The sequence below is a fragment of the Aurantiacibacter odishensis genome, from assembly GCF_003605195.1.
GTDB classification, from domain to species: domain Bacteria; phylum Pseudomonadota; class Alphaproteobacteria; order Sphingomonadales; family Sphingomonadaceae; genus Alteraurantiacibacter; species Alteraurantiacibacter odishensis.
The window spans coordinates 94,295-116,751 of the sequence record NZ_QYOS01000019.1 but is presented as its reverse complement, the minus strand read 5'-3'; the positions used below and the strand labels follow the sequence as shown (position 1 = coordinate 116,751).

Sequence of the window (22,457 nt, the reverse complement as noted above, 5' to 3'; positions counted from 1 at the left end):
CCCTGTTTCACACCAGGTGCGCTGTACCAAAACCGTTCGCGCGCAGCGCATTCCTACCCCTCGCGCGCTATCTCGCGCCAGCCGATGTCCTTCCGGTAGAAGCCGCTGGGGAAGTCCACCTTTTCCACCGCAGCATAGGCGGCGGCTTGCGCGGCGCGCGTATCCGCACCGGTGGCGGTGACGTTCAGCACGCGGCCTCCGTTCGCCACCAGCGTCTCGCCGTCCAGCTTCGTGCCCGCGTGGAAGACCTTGGTGCCCTCCCCCTCGGTATCGTCCAGCACGATCGCCCCGCCCTTCTCCGGCGTGCCGGGATAGCCCTTCGCGGCCATCACCACGGTCATCGCGGTATCCTCGGCAAAGGTCGGTTCCGGCAGCGCGGCGAGCGATCCGCTGGCGCAGGCGAGCATGTATTCGGCGAGGTCGCTTTGCAGCCGCATCATCAGCACCTGGCATTCCGGGTCGCCGAAGCGGCAGTTGTATTCCACCAGCTTCACGCCCTCGTCCGTCAGCATCAGCCCGGCGTAGAGCACGCCGACATAGGGTGTGCCGTCCTTGCGCATCTGGCGCACTGTGGGGAAGACGATCCGCTCCAGCGTTTCGGCCACCAGTTCCTCCGTCAGCACGCGCGCGGGGCTGTAGGCGCCCATGCCGCCGGTGTTGGGGCCGCTGTCGCCCTCGCCCACGCGCTTGTGATCCTGCGCGGTGCCGAAGGGGATCACCGTCTCGCCGTCGGTCAGGGCGAAGAAGCTGGCTTCCTCGCCTTCCATGAATTCCTCGATCACCACTTCTGCGCCCGCAGACCCGAAAGCGCCGCCGAACATGTCTTCCAGCGCCTCGTGCGCGTGTTCCTCGCTCTCCGCGATCACCACGCCCTTGCCCGCCGCGAGGCCATCGGCCTTCAGCACGAAGGGCGGGGAGAAGGTGGCAAGCGCCTCTTTCGCCTGCTCCAGCGAGGTGCAGTGAACATAGCCCGCGGTGGGGATGTTCGCCCGGTCGCACAGCGCCTTGGTGAAGTTCTTGCTGCCTTCCAGCTGCGCGGCGGCTTTCGACGGGCCGAACACGGCGATGTCGGCGGCGCGCAGGGAATCGGCGAGGCCATCCACCAGCGGTGCCTCCGGCCCGATCACGACGAGGCCGATGGCGTTCTCGGCGCAGAAGGCGGCGACTGCGGCGTGGTCCTTCTCGTCCAGCGTCACCAGCTGCGCGCACTCGGCAATGCCGGGATTTCCGGGCGCGGCGAACAGCTTGCCCTCATTTTCGGTGATCGCTGCGGATTGCGCCAGCTTCCAGCACAGGGCATGTTCACGGCCGCCTCCGCCCAGGACAAGGATATTCATGGCCGCCAACACTCCCTACGACGATACAGGTGACGACAGGCTCCTAGCGACCAGCGAGGCGGGCGACAATTCCGCACCGCTGACGATCACCGAGATTTCGCAGGCGCTGAAGCGCACGGTGGAGGACCGGTTCGGCTACGTGCGGCTGCGCGGCGAACTGTCGGGCGTGAAGCGGGCGGCCTCGGGGCACCTCTACCTCGCGCTGAAGGACGAGAAGGCTGTGCTCGATGGCGTGATGTGGCGCAGCGCCGTGCCGCGCCTGGCGTTCCAGCCCGAAGACGGGATCGAGGTGGTCGCGACCGGCAAGCTGACGACCTATCCGGGGCGCAGCAAGTACCAGATCGTGATCGAGCGCATGGAGATCGCGGGCGAAGGCGCGCTGCTGGCGCTGCTGGAAAAGACCAAGGCGCGGCTGGAGGCAGAGGGGCTGTTCGACCCGGCCCGCAAGCGCGCCCTGCCCTTCGCGCCGCGCATTATCGGCGTCGTGACGTCGCCCACGGGCGCTGTGATCCGCGACATCCTGCACCGGCTGGAAGATCGCTTCCCCACCCGCGTCATCGTGTGGCCGGTGCTTGTGCAGGGCGACGGTGCGGCGAAGCAGGTTGCCAACGCGGTTCGCGGCTTCGGCGCGCTTGAACCTGATGGACCTGTTCCGAGGCCAGACCTGCTGATCGTAGCGCGCGGCGGCGGCTCGATCGAGGATCTGTGGAGCTTCAACGAGGAGATCGTCGTGCGCGCCGTGGCCGAATCGCCGATCCCCACGATCAGCGCAGTGGGGCACGAGACCGACACGACCCTGTGCGACTATGCCGCAGACCGCCGCGCCCCCACGCCCACCGCAGCAGCGGAAATCGCCGTGCCGGTGCTGCGCGAACTGGAAGCGACGATAGACGACCTTGCCCTGCGCCAGCGTAAGTGCGCGCTGCGCCCGGTGCAGCTTGGCCGCGAACGCCTTGCCGCGCGAGCCGACCGGCTGCCGAAGCTGGAGCAATTGCTGCAACCCCACGCGCAGCGGCTGGACGAGCTGGGCGAACGCCTGCGCCGCGGGCTGGTGGACCGTGCCGCGAAGGGCCGCGAGAAGCTGGCCGACCTACGCCTCTCGCCCGCGATCCTGCGCGGTGCCTTGCGCGATTCGCGCCAGCGGCTCGCCTCCGCGCGGCTCTCCCCTGCCCTCGTCACCCGTCCGATAGCCGAACGTCGCGAACGCCTTGCCGCGCTGGAGCGCCTGCGCCTTCAGCTCGACCCCAAGGCTCCGCTGAAGCGCGGCTATGCGCTGGTGAGCGCGGGGGGGCACCCGGTGGTGAAATCGCAGGCGGTGGCCGCCGCGCAGCCGTTGCTGACACTGGAATTCGCCGACGGCTCGCTGCAGGTGGTGCCCGGCTCCGCGCCGAAGAAGACGCCCAAGCGCCCGAAGGAAGCACCCGAAAGCGGGCAACCGAAACTGCTGTAAATTGCGCCGACAGGCTCCACGCACTACATAGGCAACCATGTTGATGTCATCATCCGATAAAGCCGCCACCCTGATGTACGGCCCCAATGGCTTTCGCGTCGTGAAACCCGGCCACTTCGTGGTCTGCGCGATGAGCGGCGTGCCCGTCCCGCTGGAAGAACTGCGCTACTGGAGCGTGGAGCGGCAGGAAGCCTATGCCAGCGCGGAACTTTCCACCCGCCGCGCGCTTGAGGACCTGTGATCAAGGCCCTGCTATTTCCTTCCGCCATTGCCTGCGCGCTGGCCCTCGCCGGTTGTGCATCGCAGCCCGCCCATGCCGGTGACGAGCCCACGCAGGCGGAAAATCTCGCCAGTGCCAGTGCCAGTGCTTCTGCTGCGCCTGCTGCCGATCCCGCCTTGCGGGGAGATTTCTCCTATGCCGGAGAACTGACGCAGGGCGGCTGGATTCGCGGTCAGGCCCCCAGTGGCGCGGTATCCGCCACGCTGGGTGAGACGCCGGTGAAGCTGGACGACGAAGGCCGGTTCTTCGCCGCGTTCGACCGCGATGCCGGAACGTCGGAAATGCTTGTCGCCACCATGGCCGATGGCTCCATCGTCACCGAGGAGCTGGCCGTATCCCCGCGCGACTGGGATATCGAACGCGTGAACGTGGCGCGCCGTGCGGGCGGGGCGAGCGAAAGCTTCATGCGCCGCCGCCAGCCCGAACTCGACGCGATCTGGGACGCGCGCACCGCCGATTCGCCCGTCGACGGGTGGAAAGAGGATTTCATCTGGCCACTGACGGGCCGCATTTCGGGCCGCTTCGGCTCGCAGCGCATCTATCGCGGCGAACCGGGCAGCTACCATTCGGGCATCGACATCGCGACAGGCGGAAGCGGCGACCCGTTCGTCGCCCCTGCCAGCGGCGTGGTGACGCTCGCCGTCGAAGGCTTCAGCCTCGAAGGCAACCTCCTCATCATCGACCACGGCGCGGGTCTCAACAGCGCGTTCCTGCACCTGTCCGACATTGCCGTGGAAGAGGGAGACCGGGTGGAGCAGGGGCAGGTGCTGGGCCGTATCGGCTCTTCCGGCCGGGCGACGGGGCCGCACCTGCACTGGAGCCTGAAATGGCACCTCACCCGCCTCGATCCCATCCTGTTCACCGGCCCCATGCCCTGATCGCGGCTGGCTGGGGGGCATGAAGCGAAGAAAGCTCGCTGCGGCGCTGCTCGTCACCCTGGCCCTGGCGCCGGGCACCCTGGTACGAACCCAGATCCCTACCGGGTCGGAGGTCGATCTCTCGGTAAGCGCGGTGGAGGACCTGCCGGCCCTGGCCAGCATTGGCGGTTTCACTCGAAAAGGCGTTTGGGAACTGTCGAACTCCCGCATCGATTTCGGCGGCTATTCCGCGATGCTGGTGCTTGGCGAAGACACCCTTCGGCTTTTTTCGGACAGGGGCAAAATGCTGACACTCGCATCGCCCGATGGTCCGCGCACGCGTGAGCCACGCGTGGCGACCGTCTGGGATCGCGGCCCCCTCAGCGCGACCCTGCCCGATATCGAGGCGGCTGCGCGCGACCCCGCGACGGGCGATTACTGGCTGGCTTTCGAGAATACCAATGCCGTAGTGCGCTTCTCGGTCGCCAGCGGATACCTCGCCTCGCGACAGCCGCCCGAGTGGCAACACTGGCCGGACAATAGCGGCGCAGAGGCCATGGCGCGCCTGCCCGACGGGCGCTTTCTCGTGCTGCCCGAAAGCGATTCCGTCGGGCTTCTCCATCCCTCCGATCCGACCGATGACCTCAAGCCGCTGGCTTTCCGGTTCGCCGTTCCCGAAGGATACAGCCCGACCGACATGGCCGCCCTTCCCGATGGCCGGGTGCTGGTGCTGCTGCGGCAGGTGGCCTGGGCCGTCCCGCCGTTCGCCACCGCCATTGCGATCGCCGACCCGACGGGGCTTGAAGAAGGCGAGACGCTGGACCTCGAACTCCTCATCAGGCTGGAAGACATCCTGCCGCGCGAGAACTACGAGGCGCTGGCGGTGGACGGAGTGGACGCGGACGGCACGGTGCGGCTGTGGCTGGCATCGGACGACAACATCGCCTCGTTCCAGCGCACCCTGCTCGCTCGGCTCGACTGGGACCCGGATTTCGCGCACGAAAAAGCGCGTGAGGAACCGTAAACCTCACGCGCCTTTTGCAATCTCCAGTGCTGGAACGCGCCGAGCTAGCCCGACGTCAGGCGGCTTCGCTGGAAGCCATCGCCTTCTTCAGCTCGCGCTTTACCTTCAGGGCGTTGCCCGAAAGCTTGTCGTCGCGGGTCTTCAGCAGCCAGTTGTCGAGACCGCCGTTGTGCTCCACCGAGCGCAGGCCGTGGGTCGACACGCGGAACTTGAAGCTGCGATCCAGCTTCTCGCTGATCAGCGTGACGTTCTGCAGGTTCGGCAGGAAGACCTTCTTGGTCTTGTTGTTGGCGTGGCTGACATTGTGGCCGACCTGGCGGCCCTTGCCGGTAAGTTCGCAGATGCGCGACATGGCGAATTCTCTCGTTTACAACGGTTGTTCGAAACAGCTTTTTGGGCTGGGAAAGGCGCGCGCATACAGGGGGGGTGGAGATTCGTCAAGCTTCGCGGTAGCCCTGCCGCATGGCGAAATGGTCCACTCCCGAACCGATGCGACGCGCCCTGCAACTGGCGCACGAGGCGGCTGCCGCAGGCGAAGTGCCCGTTGGCGCGGTGGTGGTCAAGGACGGCGTGGTGGTGGGCGAGGGCCACAATCTCACCCGCACCCATCGCGATCCCACCGCCCACGCGGAGATGGTGGCGATTCGCGCGGCGGCGGAGAAGCTTGGCGATGAACGCCTGACCGGCTGCGATTTGTACGTGACGCTGGAACCTTGCCCGATGTGCGCCGGCGCGATCAGCCATGCGCGGGTTGGGAGGCTCTATTACGGCGCAAGCGACCCCAAGGGCGGCGCGGTCGAACACGGGAGCCGGGTGTTCCAGCAGGTGCAATGCCTGCACAAGCCGGAGGTTTACAGCGGGCTGGGTGAGGGCGAGGCGGCGGAATTGCTGCGGACCTTCTTTGCTGAGCGGCGGTGAGGGGCGGGAATGTCCGCTAACGACCCGATTGCGGACGCTATTGTGTTGCTGGTGGCCGACCAATCACAATGTGATAAAAAATCCAACCGGCTGCACAACCGCCAACGATAGAGGCGGGCACGGTTGCAATGGCCACGGTTTGTCGACCGTCTGTCAAAAGGAAGCCCCCCCACGCCCCCACCGATAATAACAAACCCTCAAGCTGGCTTAGAGGTCCGACGTAATTGTCTGCGATACGCAACGCCCAGCCAACGATTGAATGGGCGAGACCAGCAAGGCCGCCCGCAACAATCATCAGGACTTTCGAGCCTCTCTTGAGCAGAGGAAGGAGGCCGACAGCGAGAAATAAGACAGCGCCAATGAATCCGAAGACGACACCAGCACCCGCCGTGCCTATGGCCGAAAAAACGACCCTGATTGGCCACATCGAAATACTTTGATTGTTTTCGATCAGCCAGAACAAATCGTCGATACTGGACACAACTGATACGATCCCAGCTGTTGAAGCTGTCGCGACCATAGTGGCAGAAATCAAGCCACTGCCTATCTCAATGGGCCTATACATTTGCTGTCAGTGCCACGAGGATCATCATTCTGCAATTTCAGCTTCCCACCCCATTTCGGACATTAAAGCCCCCGCCATATTCGCACCCGCGCGTCATCTCCCGGTCCGAACCGCTGCCGGTCGCACGGCGTCGGCATGAAGTCCGCATCGTAGCAGAGGCGCATTTCGCGCAGCCAGCCGCGTTCATTGACCACCAGCCCGACGTCTTCCGCGTCCCAGTAGGGGTTCGCCTCGGCAAAGGTCTCGCGGATCATGCCTGCGGTCAGGTTGTCGCGGCGGGAGAGGCGGTCGAAGTCGGGCCAGCGCAGGGAGTTCCACAGGATGCGGGTTACGCGCAGGTAGGTGTCCGGGTCGCGCGTCATGCAGGCGCCGTGCTTGCGCCACTGGCGAGCGAGCAGCGACAGGTCCGGCGTCATGCACATGCTGGCGCGCACTTCGGCAGCGCTCGGTTGGCGAAGGGCGGGGCACCACTGCGGCCAGCGTCCGGGTCCGCTTTCGGGCCAGAGGCCGTGGACCACGAAGGCGAAACGCCCGGCCCGCCCGCCGCACTGGCGCGCATGGCGAGCCTGCTCGTCGCGGAAGCGGCAGAATTCAGGGCTCCAGCTGAGCGCGAGGGTGTAGCCGGTGACGCGCGATTCGCGCACCGGGCCGTCGCGTTCGACAGGGGGAAGGGAGACGGGGCCGTTCGGCACGCGGCACTGGTAGGCCTGCGCATAAGCCGACGTGGGCAGCGCGAGCGCGGCTGCGAGGAATGCGGCCTTATTCAAAAATCTCGGCATTGCTTCTGCGCCTCCCCCTGTGCGCAAACCAGCGTGTCGCTGGCGGCGTAAAAAGCAGCAGCGCGGCGATGACGGAGCAGGCCAGCGCGATTTCGTGCACCGGCAGCCCGATCAGCCAAGGCGCAGTCTCGAAGGAGACGAGCCGCACGCCTGCCATCACGCCCACCAGCACGCGAGCGATGCGCATCGCGCGAAACCACACCAGGGCCACCGGAATGCAGGCGATGGTGAATTCCGCACTCAGCGCCACGATGGCGAGGTCCTGCGTGATGACCGTAAGGGGCAGCCAGCGAAACAGGTCCGCGATCATCGGCGTTGTGTCGATCAATCCAGCGATGAGGCGGATCAGCGCCGCGAACAGGAATAGCGCGGCAAACAGCCGGATCGGAAACGGGCGCGGCCCGCTCACCGTTCTCATTCTACAGTGAAATCCAGCCCGATATCGGCGGCGGGCGCGCTTTGCGTCAGGCGGCCTACGGAGACGTAGTCCACGCCCGTCGCGGCCTTCGCCCTGATCGTGTCGAGATCGATGCCGCCGCTCGCCTCGGTCTTCGCGCGACCGGCAATCATGGCCACCGCTTCCCGCAAGGTTTCCGGGTTCATGTTGTCGAGCAGGATATGGTCCGCCCCTGCGGCGAGCGCGGGCTCGATCTGGTCGAGCCGGTCGACCTCGCAGATGATGTTCGTGACGCCCGCATCGCGTGCGCGGCGCACCGCTTCGCCCACGTTCCCGGCAACGAGAATGTGGTTGTCCTTGATCATCGCCGCGTCCCACAGGCCCATGCGGTGGTTGCTGCCGCCGCCCATGCGTACGGCGTATTTCTCGATGTGCCTGAGACCCGGAATGGTCTTGCGGGTATCGAGCAGGGTGCAATCGGCGTTGCCTCCCCCATCTCTCATCGCATCGACATACTGGCGCACCAGCGTGGCGATGCCGGAGAGGTGCTGCACCGTGTTCAGCGCGCTTCGCTCCGCTGTCAGCATGGCGCGGGCGTTGCCGGACAGGCGCATCAGGTCCGTGCCGGGTTGGACCTGCGCGCCTTCCTCCACAAGCAGGTCTACAGCCATGTCAGGATCGAGATGGCGGAAGAAGGCGACGGCAATGGGCAGGCCCGCGACGGTGATGGCATCGCGGCTGTCCATCACGCCCTGGAAGCGTGCATCAGCCGGGATCACGCTGGTGGCGGTGACATCCACGCCGCCGCCGGGCAGCCCTTCGCCAAGGTCTTCGGCGAGCGTTTCGCGGACGAATGCGTGAAGGTCGAAGCCTTCCAGTTTGAATTCCATGCCAACTCCTCGCCCATCCTGAGCTTGTCGAAGGATTGTTTTTCCCTTCCGGCGCTGCGCTAGAAGAAAAGGCAGCCCTTCGACAAGCTCAGGGCGAGCGGGGTCAGGGATTAATGGACAAAGCGGGCCACCACGTCCCTGTACGACCGGCTTACTTTGACCTCCGCGCCCGAATCCAGCACGAGGAAGCATTCGCCGTTGGTGTGCGGTTTCACCTGTCGCACCTGGTCGAGGTTCACGATGGTGGAGCGGTGGACGCGCTGGAAGTTCTTCGGGTCCAGCCGTCGTTCCAGGTCCTTCATCGTCTCGCGCAGGATCAGCGAGTTGTCGCCGGTGTAGATGCACATGTAGTCGCCGGCAGCTTCGATATGCTCGATGGTGTCGACATCGACGCGGAAGATCTGGCCGCGATCCTTCACGTTGATCATCTTCTCGTAGCGGCCCGTGGGATCCTCGCCCTCGGAAATCGCCTCGAGGCTGTCGGGGCTGACTTCGGCCAGCACGTCCTTCAGCTTTTCCGCCTCTTCCGCGCTGCGCATTTCTGCAAGGCGCTGGCGCACGCGTTCCACCGTGTCGGCCAGCTTGTCCTCGTCCACCGGCTTCATCAGGTAGTTCACGGCATTCGCCTCGAACGCACGGATAGCGTGTTCCTGGTAGGCGGTGACGAAGACGAACAGCGGCGGATCGACGTCCATCACGCCTTTCACCACGGAAAACCCGTCGAACCCCGGCATCTGGATGTCGAGGAAGACGAGGTCGGGTTTCTGCGTCTTGATCGCGCGGATCGCTTCGCGCCCGTTGGCGCAGGTTTCGATCACTTCGATATCGGTGAAGGGTTCCAGGCGCAGTTGCAGGCCCTGGATGGCCAGTTTTTCGTCATCGACGATGATTGTGCGGATGCTCATGCATTGGCTCCGGTTCGGGGGGCTGGGACGGTTTCGCCGTCGCTTTCGTTAGGTTGTGCGTTCCCTGTTGCAGCCGGTGAGTGTGAAACACGCGAGGCGCGGGGAGGTTTCCCCCGGCCTTGCTGTTCCTGCTCTGCCTCCGCCGGTTCGAAGGGCAGTTCGATAATCACTGTAAAGCCGCCATCGGGCGGGGTTTCAATCTCGAAGCGACTGTTCTCGCCGTAAGCCTGGGCCAGCCTGTCGCGAATATTGGCGAGACCCACACCGGTGGACGATGGCGTGTGCACCAGCGATTCGGCGTTGCGCTGTGCGCCCTGCAAGCCGGGGCCGGTGTCGGACACGATCATGCGCAGCATGTTGCCGATCACGTGGGCGGAGAGGCTGATGCGCGCGCCTTCTTCCTGTGCGGAAACGCCGTACTTGATGGCGTTCTCGATCAGCGGCTGGAGCAGGAACGAGGGGATGTACCCTCGCGCGGCGCGCTCGCCGATCTCGAAATCGGTGCGCAGACGCTCCTCGAAACGCATGCGTTCGATATCGAGGTAGAGCTTCAGCGTCTCCACCTCCTGCGCCACCGTTACCTTGCCGCCCGGCGTGTTCACCAGCGTATGGCGCAGGAAGCTGGACAGGCGGGTGAGCATGGCGTTGGCAGGCTTCGTCTCGCCCAGCAGCACGAGGGTGGAGATGGAGTTCAGCGTGTTGAACAGGAAGTGCGGGTTGAGCTGGTAGCGCAGCATGGCAAGCTGCGCGCTGGTGGCCTGCGTTTCCAGCCGTTCGAGGCTTTCGGCCTGCTGCTCCACCTGCAGGAAGAAATTGATCGCGTAATACAGCGCCGACCATGCGCCCAGCAGCGTCATGTCGATGTAGGCAACGCCCAGCATCAGCTGGAGGAAGCTGGATTCCGCGCCGCCCTGGTACACGTCGAGCGTCCAGGCGTTGATGAAGGCGGAAACCCCTACGGCCATCAGCAGCACGACGGCGGTGGACGTCCAGGTGATCAGCGGACGTCGGTTGATGAGGTTGGAATAGATGACGCTCAGCACGGTGCTGATGGAAAAGCCCGCAATGGCGGTGATCAACACGGTGATGAGGAAGTCGAGCGGCCGTTCGTTGGCGATGGTGGTGGCGGAGCGGAACACGAAAGCGCCGCCCCAGCCCAGCAACTGCAACCGCCAGAACGCCTTGTTCTTGTCGGCGAAGAAGGGCCGGGGGCTGATCGGCAGCATGTTCATGCCGGCTAATCTGGTATCGCTTGCGCCGCTTGCCATCGGCTGCCGTGCGGAATTGGTCTCCCGTGCAAGGCGGCCTGCCTCAGGAATCGCGCGCCTCGTCGATAGCCGCGCTCAGGGTTTCCACGCCGACCGCGCCGGAAAGCACCTGGTCCCCCACCACCCAGGCCGGCGTGCCGGTAAGGCCCATGTTACGCGCGAGGAAGACGTTGTTCTGCAACTGCCCTTCGAAAACGCCCGCCTCGATGGCGGTGCGCGCGCGCTCCATGTCGACCCCGGCCTGCTGCGCCGCAGCCTCGATGTTCTCAGACGTCAGTCCCTCGAATTCGAACATGGCGTTGTGGAATTGCTCGAACCTGCCCTGCTGCGCGGCGGCCAGCGCCATGCGCGCGGCATCGGCGCTGCCTGCCGAGAGGATGGGATATTCGCGGATGACCACGCGCAGGTCGGGGTTGGCAGCAATAAGCTGGTTCACATGGTCGACGCTGATGCGGCAGTAGCCGCAGGCGTAATCGGAGAATTCGACAAGAGTGATTTCACCATCGGGGTTACCCAGCACGGCGCCGGGGAACGGCTCCTCGATCTCGTCGCGCACCGGCTCCAGCCTCGCCACCGCCTCCCGCCGCTGCAGTTCCTCGATCGCTTCGGGAAGCATTTCGGGATTGGCCATGATGGCTTCGCGCGTCCTGTCCGGACCGAGCCCGGCGTAGTCCCAGGCGGCGGCCCCCGCAAAACCGGCGACTAGGGCGATGACAATGGTGATGATCCAGCGCATGGCGGAAGGGGTTACTGTCGATCCCGCTGGCGTTCAAGCAGTCCGCGCGCCTGCAGCGCCACGTCCTGCGCGCGAATCCAGTCAGGCGAGCCGACGGGCAGGTTGCTTTCCGCCGCTTGCGCATTCACCAGCGCACCCTGGAAATTGCCCTGCATCACCTGCTGTTCCGCACTGGCGAGACGGGCGCGCGGCGTATCCCCGCGCTGGCCGTAGACCACGCCAAGCTGATACCAGGCGAAGGGGTTCTCGTGGTCGCGCCCCACGGCAGCGCGCAGCACGCTTTCCGCCTCGTCGAGATTGGCAGGGTTTTCCGTGGCGATCAGCGCATGGCCCAGACTCCCGGCAATCAGCGGGTTGGACCCGGTAAGACGCGTTGCCTCGCGCAGCGGGGGAAGGGCATCCTCCACCCGGCCCGATTCGAGCAGGATCTGCCCCTTCAATTCGAGGAAATAGGGGTCTTGCGGGTCCATCGCGATCAGCGCGTCCACTTCCGCCAGCGCCTCGTCCACCTTGGCCTGCTGGTGGTAGGCATAGGCGCGGGCATAACGGGCAGGTGCGCCGGTCATGTAGGCAGGGTAGTTGTTCAGCGTGCGCTCTGGTGGGGCGAGATAGCCGTAAAGCTTGGCCTTCACCCGCTGGAACCGCTCTTCCAACACGGTCGTGTCGACGGGAGCGGTGGCGCAGATGCCGGGATCCCGCGCAATCGTCTGCCCTCCCTGTACGGACGGCGCTTCCTGCACTTCGGCGTAGAGATCGGCCTCAGGTCCGCCCGACCCGTTGTTAATGGCATCCGTCAGCCGGGCGATGCGGTCGCCCGTCAGCGGGTGGGTGCGCGAATAGCCTGCGCTCTCGTCCTGCGGGATGTGGCGGCGGTATTCCATGTTCTGCAACTTGCCGAAGAACGTGATCAGCCCCGCGCCGTCGATTCCGGCGCATTCGATGTATTCCACGCTCGCAGCATCGGCGCTGGCTTCCTGCACGCGGCTGAAGGCGAGGAAACTACCCATCGCGGCCTGTTGCCCCGCGCCCAGCACGCCCATCGCCGCTTCGCCGCCGCCAGCCAGTGCCGCACCGACGGCCAGCAGCGCTGAAAGCAGGGTGATGCGCGTTGCATTACCCGCGCCTTCGGAGAAACGGTTGATATGGCCGCCGGTGATGTGGCCCAACTCGTGCGCCAGCACGCCCTGCACCTCGTTGGCGCTGTCGGCGGCGTTGATGAGGCCGGAATGCACGAAGATGCGCTGCCCGCCGGCGACGAAGGCATTGATCGAATTGTCGTTGATCAGCACCACTTCCACCGCGCCTTCGCCCAGCCCGGCGGCCTCGGCCAGCGGATCGACCATGTCCTGCAAGAGCTGCTCCGTCTCGGCATCGCGCAGGATGGAGAGGCTTTGCGCAGCAGCGGGCTGCACGGTGACGGCGATCGCGGCCAGCAGGGCAAGCAGGCGGGTGGCGAGGGTTTTTATCGTGGCCATGAGGGCCGCAGCCTAGCGGCTTGCGCCATGAACCGGAACTGAAGATTTAGGCGCTCGTCTGCCCTTCGGCATTCGCGGCTGCCGTGCCTTCGTCCGCTTCGGGCACACGGTCGACCGTCTTGACGATCTGCTGTGTCTCGCCGCTGGGGGTGAAGCCGTTGGCGGATAGGAACTCCAGCCCGGTCTCGTAATCCTCGCCCATCCACAGCGGGATCTGCGCCGCGCGGATCGCGTCGATGGCGTCCTGCTCCTTCGTGGAGAGCCCCTCGCTCGATACAGTGCGCATGAAGACGGCGGCGATCTGACCGGGGAACGCCTCTGCCGCATTGGCGAAAGCGGGCAGGTCGCCCTGGGTATCGTCGCCGATCAGCGCGAAATGCATGTCGGGATACATCTTCAGGATACCGGCGATCGCCTCGACCTTGTGGCTGCCGTGGCTGGACTTGCCGAACGTCTGCCGGTTGAGGCCCCAGTCGCGCAGCTTGATCGGCCCCAGTGGCAGGCCGCGCATCTGTTGGAACGCGACGAGGTAGGTGAACAGGTTCCACGGGCTGGACGACACGTAGAAGAACGGCCGCCGCGTGGCGACGAGGGTTTCGCTGGGCTTGTCCGCTTTGCCGCTATCGCCAGCGCCGCCCAGTTCGCTGTAGAAGGTGGCCGCGCCGGGCACCACGGTGCGCTGGCCGGGCATCTGCGCGAACACGCGGTCCCAGTTGCGCGCGACGGAGCCGATGCCGCCGGTAATGCCGGTCTCTATGATGGTATCGTCGATGTCGGAGATGACGGCCAGCCTGCCGTCGCAGCCGGGCGCCAGCACATGCGCCTCCACCTCCTGCACGCCGTCTGGCGCGTTCCAGTGCAGGTGCACCACTTCCCATGCCGGGTGTTCGGGCAGGTCCCACTCCGGCTCCAGCGGAACGTCGAAATGGACGAATCCTTCCTCGTCGCTTTGCATCTCGTGCGAGAGGATGGGGCCGTCCTTGCCGTGGACCACCAGCGTCACGGCCACGCCCGCCACCTCGTGGCTGATGAACTGGCCGAGCATGGTACCGATCGCGCCAAGCGTGCTCTGCCTGTCGAAATTGGCTTCCTTCACCCGCAGCGCGCGAGCGGACAGGACGAGGCGGGAGCGGCTGCGGTGGCCGAAATAGGGCTGGATGCGGAGCGGCCGGGTCGGGAAAAGAGGCATGCCTTTCCCAACCTTGATGTCGGCCTGTCGGTTCCGCCTCGCGGCAGGAAGAACCCGTCAGTCGAAGAGGCCGCGCGCAGCCTTTTCGATAAGCGCGGCGTTGGCGGGCACTTCGCCCAGCATCACCACGTCGCCATCTTCGGTGCGGCGGATCATTACCAGCCCGAATTCCTCGCCTTCGCCCGCCAGCGATTCGAACCGGCGCGGTTCCATGGCGCGCAGCTTGCGCACGACGGACTTCTTAGGCCCCTTCGCCTTGGGGGCGACGGGCTTGCCGTCCTGTTCGCGGCGGTATGCGCGCTCTGCCGCGATGATGCCCTTGAGGCCGCCCTCGGCAGTCTTCAGGTGTTCGGCCAGCGCGCCGCGCTCCACGCCTGTGCGCTTAGCCCAACTCAGCACGGCGGCATATTCGGTGAGGCGCGTCTTGTCGTAATCGACGCCGAAGACCAGCTTCACCACTGGGGTCATCGGCGCACGCTCCTGCATGGTCAGGCCCGAATCGCGCAGCAGCTCTGTAAAGTCGGCCGGTGCATCGAGAGCGGCGATGGCGAAATCGTAGGCGCGGCTGACCGCTTCGTAGAGCGAGGTGCGGGTACGCTCCTCGCTGCTCTGCGCGGTGTGCGCCATTTCGCGCGCGGCGGCCAGCCAGTCGGCCAGCTCCATTTGCGCGGGGTCGAGCATGACGGAAGGGGCGACTTCAGGTTCGGCGATGTCGCCTGCGGCAAGGTCCAGGCTTGCCGGGCCATCGGCCCAGTCGACCATTTCGTCCGCCGCCGGGCGACGTGCCCCGGTTTCCCAGGGATCGTCGTCGTCCTCGTGGTCCAGCGCCTGGCCCATTTCCAGCACCAGTTCGTCCGATATCTCGTTGCTCGCCATCTCTTTCCAGTTGATGACGCCGTAGATGAAATCGATCGTCTCATCGTCGCTGGAAAACGGCAGCAGGATGCCGCGATAGAGGATCGTCGCCCCGCGCTGGTTGACGAATTCGGCCTCGAACCCGATCGGCGCCTGGTTGGCGATGATCTGCATGTAATGGTCGGTGATGCGGCTCAGCAGCGAGCGCGCAGGCACGTCGGAAAGCTGGTTGATCTCGGCGGAGTTGCTGTCGCATTCCTGCGCCAGCCCGGCACCGAGATAGGCGACTTCAGGGTTTTCCAGCCCGCGCGAGAAATCCAGCAGCACCGAGTTGGGGCCGAAGTCGGGCAGGGCCTCGGGATCGAGATCGTCGATGGCGGGGAAATTGCGATTGTCGAGCAGGCTGGCCCAGAAATTGTAGGCGCGCACCTGCATCCGGCGCTCGTCCGTGCCGATGGCAGGCGGCGGGGTGTTATCCACCGCGTCGTCGTGCTCGTAATCCATGGCATCGAGGCCGGGGCCCAGGTCTGCCGTGTCGAGCGCTTCGAAGTTGCCGCGCAAAGTATCCATGCCAAAATCGCCTTTTCATGTGTCCTTGTGACAAAGACACCTTTGGCCATTTTTGGTAAAAATTGTGTGAAGTTGTGCCGGGCTTTTCAGGGCCGGGACGCGGAAAAACGAGTCTGCCCGGAGAAAATCTGCCAGCCTTTACAGCATGTAGCGCATGCGGATGGTCTGGTGCATTTCGCGCGCGCCCACCTGGATGGCGGCATCGCCGAACGACGGCGGGCCCATGCTGACGGGCGCATCGTTCGAGAATCCGAAGCCCTCGCGCGGCATCATGCCCAGCACCCTGTCCGCCTTGCCGTTGTCGTTCTCGTCATGCAGCAGCGCGATGGCATAGGTGCCTGGCTGCACGTTGGTGAAGCGAAGGGTGGCGGCCTGCCCGGCGGGCACCACCGTGCGATAGCCCTGCGCCGCATTCTGGCAGCGCGGGAAACGCTGCGAATCGCGAGTCATGCAGGCGCGCACCACGCCATCGGCATTGCGCAGGTTGGCGACTTCGATCACCACCTGCGTGCCCGAAGGCTCAGCCGAAAGCTGCGCGGCGGGCGCGCCCAGCAGGGCGGCGGTCAAGAGGGCGAGGAGGGCTTTGCCAGCCCGCGATCCGTTTTGCACAAGCGATCCCAGAACCTGAAATAGAGGCCATAGTTGCAGCGGTACTCGTCATGGTGCCGCTGGTGATGGCTGGCTGTTATCACCCAATTCCCTGCGCGGGAATGAACAAGCCATTTCGGAAACATTTCCCAGCCCATGTGATTGGTGACCCCCATCACTGTCATGATCCCCAGCACCAGGCCCAGCACACCGACGTGCACGGGTATGAAGAACACCAGGAACGGTATCACCACCGCGCCTGTGATTGCCTCGATCGGGTGGAAGCTCATCGCCGCCCATGCCGTCGGCGGGCGGCTGGCGTGGTGCACGGCATGGGCGATGCGGAACCATTTTGGTTCGTGCATCCAGCGGTGGGTCCAGTAGAACCAAGTGTCGTGCGCGAACAGGTAAAGGAACAGCGAGAGCGGCAGGTACCACAGCGGATAGGCCGCCAGATCGGTATAGATGCGCGTCCAGCCCAGTTCCTGCCAGCCCCAGGCCACCACGCCTGCGGGTATGCCGTAGATCGCCGCCGACACCATCGACCAGCCGATTTCCTTGCGGATCTGCGGGTTCAGCCCGTTGTACAGGCCCGGACGCACGGCGCGCGTCGCAAGTGCGAAGCCCCCGCTAGTGAGCAGGTAGCGCACGGCGACGATGGCCGTCATGACAAGGGCCGAAAGGATGATCGCGAGAAGCATTGGCGCAAGGCTTATGGCGCAAGCCGCGTAATTATTCCATTACCTGCTGCATGGTTCGCGAAAGTCGCGGCTCAACCCGCCAGTTCCGCGCCCCAGGTGTTGCAATGCGGGTCCGCCGCCACTTGCAGGCGGCGCAGCGCCGTGCGTGACAATCGCTCCACTTCCACCCGGCGACGCGCCGCGGCGAGAGGATGGCTGGGGGCAGGGCGCACGATTTCGGCATCGTATTCGTCGGCCACGATCACGCCGCAGCATTCCGGGCGGAAATCCGGCCCGTCGAGGCAGGCACGGTCAAGCTCCGGCGGCAAGCCCCAGTAGAATCGGTCGCAGAAATCGAGGTAGTCCGGCCACTTGCCATCGCCCATCAGGTCTCCGCGTGCGGTCTTCACCTCGACGATCACGATCTTGCCCTTGGCATCGATGCCCATAAGGTCTGCACGCCTGCCATTGCGCAGCGGCATTTCGGGCAGGGCCCATACGTTGTTGCGCGCGAACAGGCGGGAAATGCCGCGGCACACGGCCCGCGAGCGCAGGGTGAAGGGATCGTCGCCCGCATCGTGCGAGGCACTTGCAAGGACGTGTGCGGAGGGTTGGATCAGCGAATCGGCCATATTCCGAAACTGGAACGAAAAGCGAACACGGTCAAGTCGTGCCGATTCTCTTTTCCGCTCACGCGCTGCGCCGCGGGCCGTACTCGCCAGTGGGAGGAAGCAGCGCCAGCAGGGCGGAGCGCGCCATCACGAATTCGCGCCACAGGGCGAGAGCGGCAGGCTTGCAGTTGGCCCCGCGCGCATTCACCGAAAGCAGCGCGGTAATTCCCGGCTCCATCACCGCGGCGAGATCGGCGCAGCCGTTGTCGACAAGGTCGCGCCGCCATTTCTCTGCATCGCGGATGAGGGCCGGGAAGTTGCGAATCTCCTTGCTCGGCCGCTCCGGTTCCAGCCCGGCCAGCATGGCCACCACCTGTCCCGCCTCGCCAAGAGCGGCCCAGCGCATCGACGTGCTGCTGGCATTGAGGGTGGAGCGGGAATGGGAATTGCCGAAATTGACCGAGGGTGCATTCATGCCATGCGCGATAGCGCCGCGTAGGTTGCCAATCTCTTAGCGATCCGCACGCAAAAAGCCGCGCTCAATCCTCCGTAGAGTTCTCCGTAAACGGCGGGCCGAAGGGATCGCCCTCGTCATCCAGACCCAGATCGATGTTCGCGCCGTCCTCCCCGGTGACGAGGCGGTTGTTCTCGCACACGTATTCGCGGATCGGGAATTCGTTCTGCCGCTTGTAGAACAGGTGCATCACGTGCGGCTCTGCCAGCACGGGCGGATCGGTGACGGTAATCTCCACCGCCAGCTCGCCTTCCGCCGGCATGTAGATCCGCTCGCTCACCCGCATCTGTTCCGAATGCGGCACGTAGATGCCGCGCGCGATGCCGTTCATCTCGTGCAGGCCCACGGTTTCCACCACCAGCGTGTCGCCTTCCCAGTGACCCACGGAATTGCCGTTGAAGAAGGGTTCGGGATCGTCCGGCAGCGCGCGCCCGTCGGTGAAGATGCGCCGCGCCTGGCCGTATGCTTCGGTGAGGATTGTCACACGGCCGGGTGAATAGAGCACTTCGATCGGCATACCGCCCACGCTCATGATCAGCGGCACGCCCGGCGGCAGACACCGCGCTTCGGCTTCCAGCGGCGGCCCGGTTTCGGCGTAGCGCGCCTCGAACTCGTCCTGCACAGCCTGCGCCTCGGGCGTCAGCACGACGGGGGCCACGGTGACGCCGAACAGGCGCGCCCAGTCCTGGTGCCAGGTGCCGGTCCAGTCGGGCAGATCTGCCAGTTCGGCATAACCCTCCGCGCGCGGGGGCGTGTAGTCGCCTTCCTCAGCAACGGCCGGAACAGCCAGCGTCGCCAGCGCGGTTACAGCTGCCGCGCGCAGGAATCCTGCGTTGAGTTTCATCCGGTTTTCCTCACCCATGTTGATCCTGTTTCGCACGAGGTTGCGGTGCTTTACAGGGACGAGTCAAGCGACGGGTTGATTTTGTCCGGTTCTTGCTGGCATGATCTTTCCAGACTAGAGGCGAGCGGCGCAGACAGCTTGCCCATTTGCGGAGAGAGTGAGACGCATGACCACGAAACCGTTCCGCCGCATTGCGTTGGCCGCAGGGGCTGCCCTGGCCGTGGTTGCAGGCATGTCCGTGCCCGGCTCGGCGCACCATTCCACCGCCATGTTCGAGTGGGGAGCGGAGAGCACGCTGGAGCAGATGACGGTGGAGCGCTGGGTGTGGACCAATCCGCACACGTTCATCTACGCCCGCGATACGCGCGATCGGCGCTGGTCATTCGAGGGGATGACGCCCAACACGCTGAGCCGCTTCGGCTGGAACCGCCGCTCGCTGGCACCGGGCGAGGTGATTACCGTGGGCTACTATCCCCTGCGCGACGGACGCCGCGGCGGCTTCAACGTGCGGGTGATCAAGGAAGACGGCACCGAACTGGTGCAACTGCCCCGCGCGCAATAAGCTTTCGCCCGCAGGTTAAACGCGAGATTGCGCTTGGCGATGCCCCGTGCCATTGCTACGGGCGCGCCGCTGCCAATAGTGGCGACCGGCACCCGTAGCTCAGCTGGATAGAGCGCTGCCCTCCGAAGGCAGAGGCCACAGGTTCGAATCCTGTCGGGTGCGCCAGTTCTTTCAATGACCGCCAGCCGACAACAGGCGAAAGCCCCATGCAGGCAGCGACACGGTGTCACCGACGCCAATCGTCACCACCGCCCCGGACTGGAACTCTTGGTACGTGCCGGCGGCGAGGCCATCGGCCAGCGTTGCCTCGACGGGTTCGTCCGCCAGGTTGAACAGGCCGACGACCTTGTTGCCATCGCGCTGGCGAACCCAGCCGAAGAGCTGCTGCGGCCTGTCGTTCACCACTTGGCTCATCACAGCGCCCCAGGCACCGTTGTGCAGCGCCGGGTTGGCATCGCGGAAGGCGATCAGGTCCGTCAGGAGGTCGCCGTATGCGCAGTCCTCGCCCTGGCTCCAGTCGATCGGGTCCTTCTCGAAGAATTCGAGGCGCTTGGCGTTGCAGGCTTCCTGCCCGTTGTGGATCATCGGCAGGCCTTCGCCGGTGAAAGAGAGCGCGGTCATCGCCGGCAGCGCGGGGCCGTAGTTCTCGTAGATCGTGCCTTCCCACGCATTGCTGTCGTGGTTTTCGATATAGGTGAGGCGCATGGCCTCGCGCGGCCACAGGCTCTCGTTCTCGGCATAGTAGCCGAACAGGCCGGTGGCGTCGGCCTCGCCCTTGGCGATGCGTTTCGACGTATGATGCCAGTCCCACGCATAGGTCGCATCGAAGGCGGCGCGGTGGTGGACCACCTGCTGCACTTCGCCGAGCATGAAGACCGGGCGGATGGTATCGAGCCGGGCGCGCATCGTCTCCCAGAAATCGATGGGGACATAGCCAGCAACGTCGGCACGGAAGCCGTCGACCTCGAAATCGCGCACCCACATTTCCATTGCTCCGCCCACGTGCTCGCGCACGCCGGGCTGGCTCCAGTCGAGATCGATGATGTCGGACCAGTCCCACCAGGGGGTAGGGCGGAACTGGCCGTCCCAGGTCTTTTCGTACCAGTCGGGATGGTCGCTCGCGAGCTGGTTGTCCCATGCCGTATGGTTGGCCACCAGGTCGAGTATGACGCGAAAGCCCTGATCGTGGGCCGCCTCGATGAAGCTCTTCAGGTCTTCCTCGGTGCCGAACTCGGGATTTACCGCGTAATAGTCCTGCACCGAGTAGGGGCTGCCGAGCGTACCCTTGCGGTTCACTTCGCCGATGGGGTGAATCGGCATCAGCCAGAGGATATCGACGCCCAGTTCCTTGAGGCGCGGCAGTTCCTGCTCGGCAGCGGTAAAAGTGCCCTCCGGCGTGAATTGCCGGGTGTTGATCTGGTAGAGCACTGCATCGCGCGACCATTCCGGCGCCTCGATCTGCACGTATTGCTGCGGCTGCCATGGATCGGCCTGCTGCGCTGCGAGCGGTGTGGCTGCCAGCGCAAGGGCGGCGGTGAGAGCGATTCTAGGCATGGGAAACCTCGGGCTTGGCGGAAGGAAGGACGGCCTGCACGCGCAGCATGGCGGCGGCGGAGATCAGCCAGACGATGGCCGCGAACAGCATCGTCCACACCGGCTCGCCGGGGAACAGCCACAGCATGATCTGGCCCATCACGGTCGCCACCAGCAGCTGCGGCACGACGATAAAGATGTTGAACAGCCCCATGTAGATGCCGAGCTTCGCCTGCGGCAGATTGCTGGCGAGGATGGCGTAGGGCATCGCCAGGATGCTGGCCCAGGCGATGCCGATGCCAACCTCGGCCAGCAGCAGCGCCTGCGCATCGCGCACGAAGAAGAACATCAGGAAGCCCAGCGCGCCCAGCGTCAGGCAGATCGAGTGGGTCCACACCTGCCCGAAACGGCGGCTGAGCCACGGGAGCAGGGCGAGGGCGGCGATCGCGGCCACACCGTTGTAGACGGTGAAGAGCACGTTCACCCAGTTCGCCCCTTCGTTGTAGGCGGCGCTGGTGGTGTCGGTGCTGCCGAACACGTATTGCGTCACCACCGGCGTGGTGTTGATCCACATGATGAACAGCGCCGACCAGCTGAAGAACTGCACCACGGCGAGGCGCTTCATCACTTCCGGCATTCCCGAAAAATCACCCACGATGCTGGAGAGCATGTTGGTCGTCCGGCCATCGCGGGCGAGGCCGATGGCGATTGCGGAGAGCAGGCCGTAGACTGCCAGCAGGCCGCCCAGCAGGAACAGCTCCTTCTCGAGCGCGAAAACCTGCACGATGGCGAGCAGGATCGCGCCCGCGATGATCCACATGAAGCTGGAGAGGTAGGTTTTCTGCGCCAGCAGGCGGATCGGATGGCCGTCCTCCACCGGTTGCCCGCCAGCGAAGGCAGCCTGTTCTTCGGGGCTGTATTCCTTCGTTGTCACCACGGTCCATACCACCGCGATCAGCAGCGCGGCGGCGCCTGCCCAGAAGCTCCAGCGCACGGTATCGGGAATGCCGCCAGCGGGATCGATGTTGGCGACGCCAAGCTGTTCCAGCAGGTATGGGAAGATCGAACCGACCACCGCGCCTGCCCCGATGAAGGCCGTCTGCACGGCGTATCCCGCGCTGTGCTGGTCGGTATCGAGCATGTCGCCCACGAAAGCGCGGAACGGCTCCATTGAAACGTTGAGCGAAGCATCGAGCACCCACAGCATGGCCGCGGCGAACAGCAGCGGCGCGCCGAACGTAGGCGCCAGAGGCATGACGAACAGCGAGATCGCGGCAAAGATCGCCCCGGTCAGGAAATAGGGGCGGCGACGGCCAAGGCGGTTCCACGTGCGGTCCGACAGGTGACCGATGATGGGCTGCACGATCAGGCCTGTTAGCGGCGCGGCGACCCATAGCGCGGGCAGGTCGTCCATGCTCGCGCCCAGCGTCTGGAACACCCGGCTCATGTTGGAATTCTGCAGCGCGAAGCCGATCTGGATTCCGAAGAAGCCGAAGCTGATATTCCACAGCCCCCAGAAACTCTGACGCGGTTTTTGCATCGAACGTGTCCCTATCCCGTAGCGCGGACGGTCTTGTGGCCGTCTCGCGTCAATCCCCGGTGGCTGGCACGAATGGCGAGGCCGGACAAC

Annotated in this window: 25 protein-coding genes and 1 tRNA gene; 7 read left to right on the top strand and 19 right to left on the bottom strand. The window is 65.1% G+C overall.

The features are described 5' to 3' along the window. Window positions 1-53 precede the first annotated feature (53 nt). Window positions 54-1,337, bottom strand: coding sequence for a phosphoribosylamine--glycine ligase (gene purD / locus D4Q51_RS02615; RefSeq protein WP_120076195.1), 1,284 nt, complete (start codon window positions 1,335-1,337; stop codon window positions 54-56). Here purD and xseA point away from each other — a divergent pair. The 4 genes from xseA to D4Q51_RS02595 are packed head-to-tail and all read left to right on the top strand — an operon-like array spanning window position 1,336 to window position 4,948. Then, the gene (gene xseA / locus D4Q51_RS02610) at window positions 1,336-2,787 is read left to right on the top strand and encodes an exodeoxyribonuclease VII large subunit (protein WP_120076194.1); all 1,452 of its coding nucleotides are present in this window, start codon (window positions 1,336-1,338) and stop codon (window positions 2,785-2,787) included. The two genes, purD and xseA, sit on opposite strands and share 2 nt — an antisense overlap. Window positions 2,788-2,824: 37 nt before the next feature. Further along, window positions 2,825-3,028, top strand: a complete 204-nt coding sequence (locus D4Q51_RS02605; RefSeq protein WP_120076193.1) for a DUF2093 domain-containing protein — start codon at window positions 2,825-2,827, stop codon at window positions 3,026-3,028. Further along, window positions 3,025-3,945, top strand: a complete 921-nt coding sequence (locus D4Q51_RS02600; RefSeq protein ID WP_120076192.1) for a M23 family metallopeptidase — start codon at window positions 3,025-3,027, stop codon at window positions 3,943-3,945. Before D4Q51_RS02605 ends, D4Q51_RS02600 begins: the two co-directional genes overlap by 4 nt. 19 nt (window positions 3,946-3,964) lie before the next feature. Beyond that, window positions 3,965-4,948 (top strand): esterase-like activity of phytase family protein, encoded by a 984-nt coding sequence (locus D4Q51_RS02595; protein ID WP_120076191.1) that lies wholly within the window; start codon window positions 3,965-3,967, stop codon window positions 4,946-4,948. Between the two features lie 55 nt (window positions 4,949-5,003). On the opposite strand, the gene rpmB is transcribed toward D4Q51_RS02595, so the two are convergent. Beyond that, window positions 5,004-5,300: a 50S ribosomal protein L28 gene (gene rpmB / locus D4Q51_RS02590; RefSeq protein WP_120076190.1), complete on the bottom strand. Its 297-nt coding sequence runs from the start codon at window positions 5,298-5,300 to the stop codon at window positions 5,004-5,006. A 110-nt stretch (window positions 5,301-5,410) separates the two neighbouring features. Here rpmB and D4Q51_RS02585 point away from each other — a divergent pair, with 110 nt between their 5' ends. Further along, on the top strand, window positions 5,411-5,866 hold the full coding sequence (locus D4Q51_RS02585; protein ID WP_120076189.1) for a nucleoside deaminase: 456 nt from the start codon (window positions 5,411-5,413) through the stop codon (window positions 5,864-5,866). A gap of 37 nt (window positions 5,867-5,903) precedes the next feature. On the opposite strand, the gene D4Q51_RS02580 is transcribed toward D4Q51_RS02585, so the two are convergent. The 15 genes from D4Q51_RS02580 to D4Q51_RS02510 form a co-directional block, all read right to left on the bottom strand. After that, entirely contained in the window at window positions 5,904-6,431 is a 528-nt protein-coding gene (locus D4Q51_RS02580; RefSeq protein WP_120076188.1) for a hypothetical protein, read from the bottom strand. A gap of 62 nt (window positions 6,432-6,493) precedes the next feature. Further along, window positions 6,494-7,198, bottom strand: coding sequence for a ribonuclease T2 family protein (locus D4Q51_RS02575; protein ID WP_240624529.1), 705 nt, complete (start codon window positions 7,196-7,198; stop codon window positions 6,494-6,496). Beyond that, the gene (locus D4Q51_RS15600) at window positions 7,191-7,628 is read right to left on the bottom strand and encodes a hypothetical protein (protein ID WP_162925106.1); all 438 of its coding nucleotides are present in this window, start codon (window positions 7,626-7,628) and stop codon (window positions 7,191-7,193) included. The genes D4Q51_RS02575 and D4Q51_RS15600 overlap by 8 nt, the downstream gene beginning before the upstream one ends. Then, window positions 7,625-8,497, bottom strand: coding sequence for a carboxylating nicotinate-nucleotide diphosphorylase (gene nadC, locus D4Q51_RS02565; protein WP_120076185.1), 873 nt, complete (start codon window positions 8,495-8,497; stop codon window positions 7,625-7,627). Before nadC ends, D4Q51_RS15600 begins: the two co-directional genes overlap by 4 nt. Window positions 8,498-8,607: 110 nt before the next feature. Next, window positions 8,608-9,402, bottom strand: coding sequence for a LytR/AlgR family response regulator transcription factor (locus D4Q51_RS02560; protein ID WP_120076184.1), 795 nt, complete (start codon window positions 9,400-9,402; stop codon window positions 8,608-8,610). Next, a complete protein-coding gene (locus tag D4Q51_RS02555) occupies window positions 9,399-10,634 on the bottom strand; it encodes a sensor histidine kinase (protein ID WP_120076183.1) in 1,236 nt (411 codons plus the stop codon). The genes D4Q51_RS02560 and D4Q51_RS02555 overlap by 4 nt, the downstream gene beginning before the upstream one ends. A 79-nt stretch (window positions 10,635-10,713) precedes the next feature. Next, window positions 10,714-11,406, bottom strand: a complete 693-nt coding sequence (locus D4Q51_RS02550) for a DsbA family protein (protein WP_120076182.1) — start codon at window positions 11,404-11,406, stop codon at window positions 10,714-10,716. An 11-nt stretch (window positions 11,407-11,417) separates the two neighbouring features. Next, a complete protein-coding gene (locus tag D4Q51_RS02545) occupies window positions 11,418-12,881 on the bottom strand; it encodes a M48 family metalloprotease (RefSeq protein WP_120076181.1) in 1,464 nt (487 codons plus the stop codon). 46 nt (window positions 12,882-12,927) lie between these two features. Further along, window positions 12,928-14,070 carry a phosphatase domain-containing protein gene (locus D4Q51_RS02540; protein WP_120076180.1) on the bottom strand — a complete coding sequence of 381 codons (1,143 nt, stop codon included), beginning with the start codon at window positions 14,068-14,070 and terminating at the stop codon, window positions 12,928-12,930. Window positions 14,071-14,127: 57 nt separating this feature from the next. Continuing rightward, window positions 14,128-15,495, bottom strand: coding sequence for a PAS domain-containing protein (locus tag D4Q51_RS02535; RefSeq protein WP_120076179.1), 1,368 nt, complete (start codon window positions 15,493-15,495; stop codon window positions 14,128-14,130). A gap of 138 nt (window positions 15,496-15,633) precedes the next feature. Next, a complete protein-coding gene (locus D4Q51_RS02530) occupies window positions 15,634-16,062 on the bottom strand; it encodes a DUF2141 domain-containing protein (RefSeq protein ID WP_120076178.1) in 429 nt (142 codons plus the stop codon). Further along, complete coding sequence (locus D4Q51_RS02525) at window positions 16,059-16,784, bottom strand: sterol desaturase family protein (protein ID WP_120076177.1); 726 nt, start codon at window positions 16,782-16,784, stop codon at window positions 16,059-16,061. The genes D4Q51_RS02530 and D4Q51_RS02525 overlap by 4 nt, the downstream gene beginning before the upstream one ends. A gap of 71 nt (window positions 16,785-16,855) precedes the next feature. Continuing rightward, window positions 16,856-17,395, bottom strand: a complete 540-nt coding sequence (locus D4Q51_RS02520) for an MmcB family DNA repair protein (RefSeq protein ID WP_120076176.1) — start codon at window positions 17,393-17,395, stop codon at window positions 16,856-16,858. Between the two features lie 58 nt (window positions 17,396-17,453). Further along, the gene (locus D4Q51_RS02515; RefSeq protein ID WP_240624528.1) at window positions 17,454-17,849 is read right to left on the bottom strand and encodes a hypothetical protein; all 396 of its coding nucleotides are present in this window, start codon (window positions 17,847-17,849) and stop codon (window positions 17,454-17,456) included. Window positions 17,850-17,913: 64 nt separating this feature from the next. After that, on the bottom strand, window positions 17,914-18,732 hold the full coding sequence (locus D4Q51_RS02510) for a hypothetical protein (RefSeq protein WP_120076175.1): 819 nt from the start codon (window positions 18,730-18,732) through the stop codon (window positions 17,914-17,916). Window positions 18,733-18,898: 166 nt separating this feature from the next. On the opposite strand from D4Q51_RS02510, the gene D4Q51_RS02505 reads away from it, so the two are divergent. Continuing rightward, complete coding sequence (locus D4Q51_RS02505) at window positions 18,899-19,294, top strand: DUF6152 family protein (protein WP_120076174.1); 396 nt, start codon at window positions 18,899-18,901, stop codon at window positions 19,292-19,294. An 88-nt stretch (window positions 19,295-19,382) separates the two neighbouring features. Continuing rightward, window positions 19,383-19,459: transfer RNA gene (locus tag D4Q51_RS02500), tRNA-Arg, on the top strand. Between the two features lie 6 nt (window positions 19,460-19,465). Here D4Q51_RS02500 and D4Q51_RS02495 read toward each other — a convergent pair. Both D4Q51_RS02495 and D4Q51_RS02490 read right to left on the bottom strand, forming a co-directional pair. Further along, window positions 19,466-20,848, bottom strand: coding sequence for an alpha-amylase family glycosyl hydrolase (locus D4Q51_RS02495; RefSeq protein WP_120076173.1), 1,383 nt, complete (start codon window positions 20,846-20,848; stop codon window positions 19,466-19,468). Continuing rightward, window positions 20,841-22,367 carry an MFS transporter gene (locus D4Q51_RS02490; protein ID WP_120076172.1) on the bottom strand — a complete coding sequence of 509 codons (1,527 nt, stop codon included), beginning with the start codon at window positions 22,365-22,367 and terminating at the stop codon, window positions 20,841-20,843. Before D4Q51_RS02490 ends, D4Q51_RS02495 begins: the two co-directional genes overlap by 8 nt. Between the last annotated feature and the right edge of the window lie 90 nt (window positions 22,368-22,457).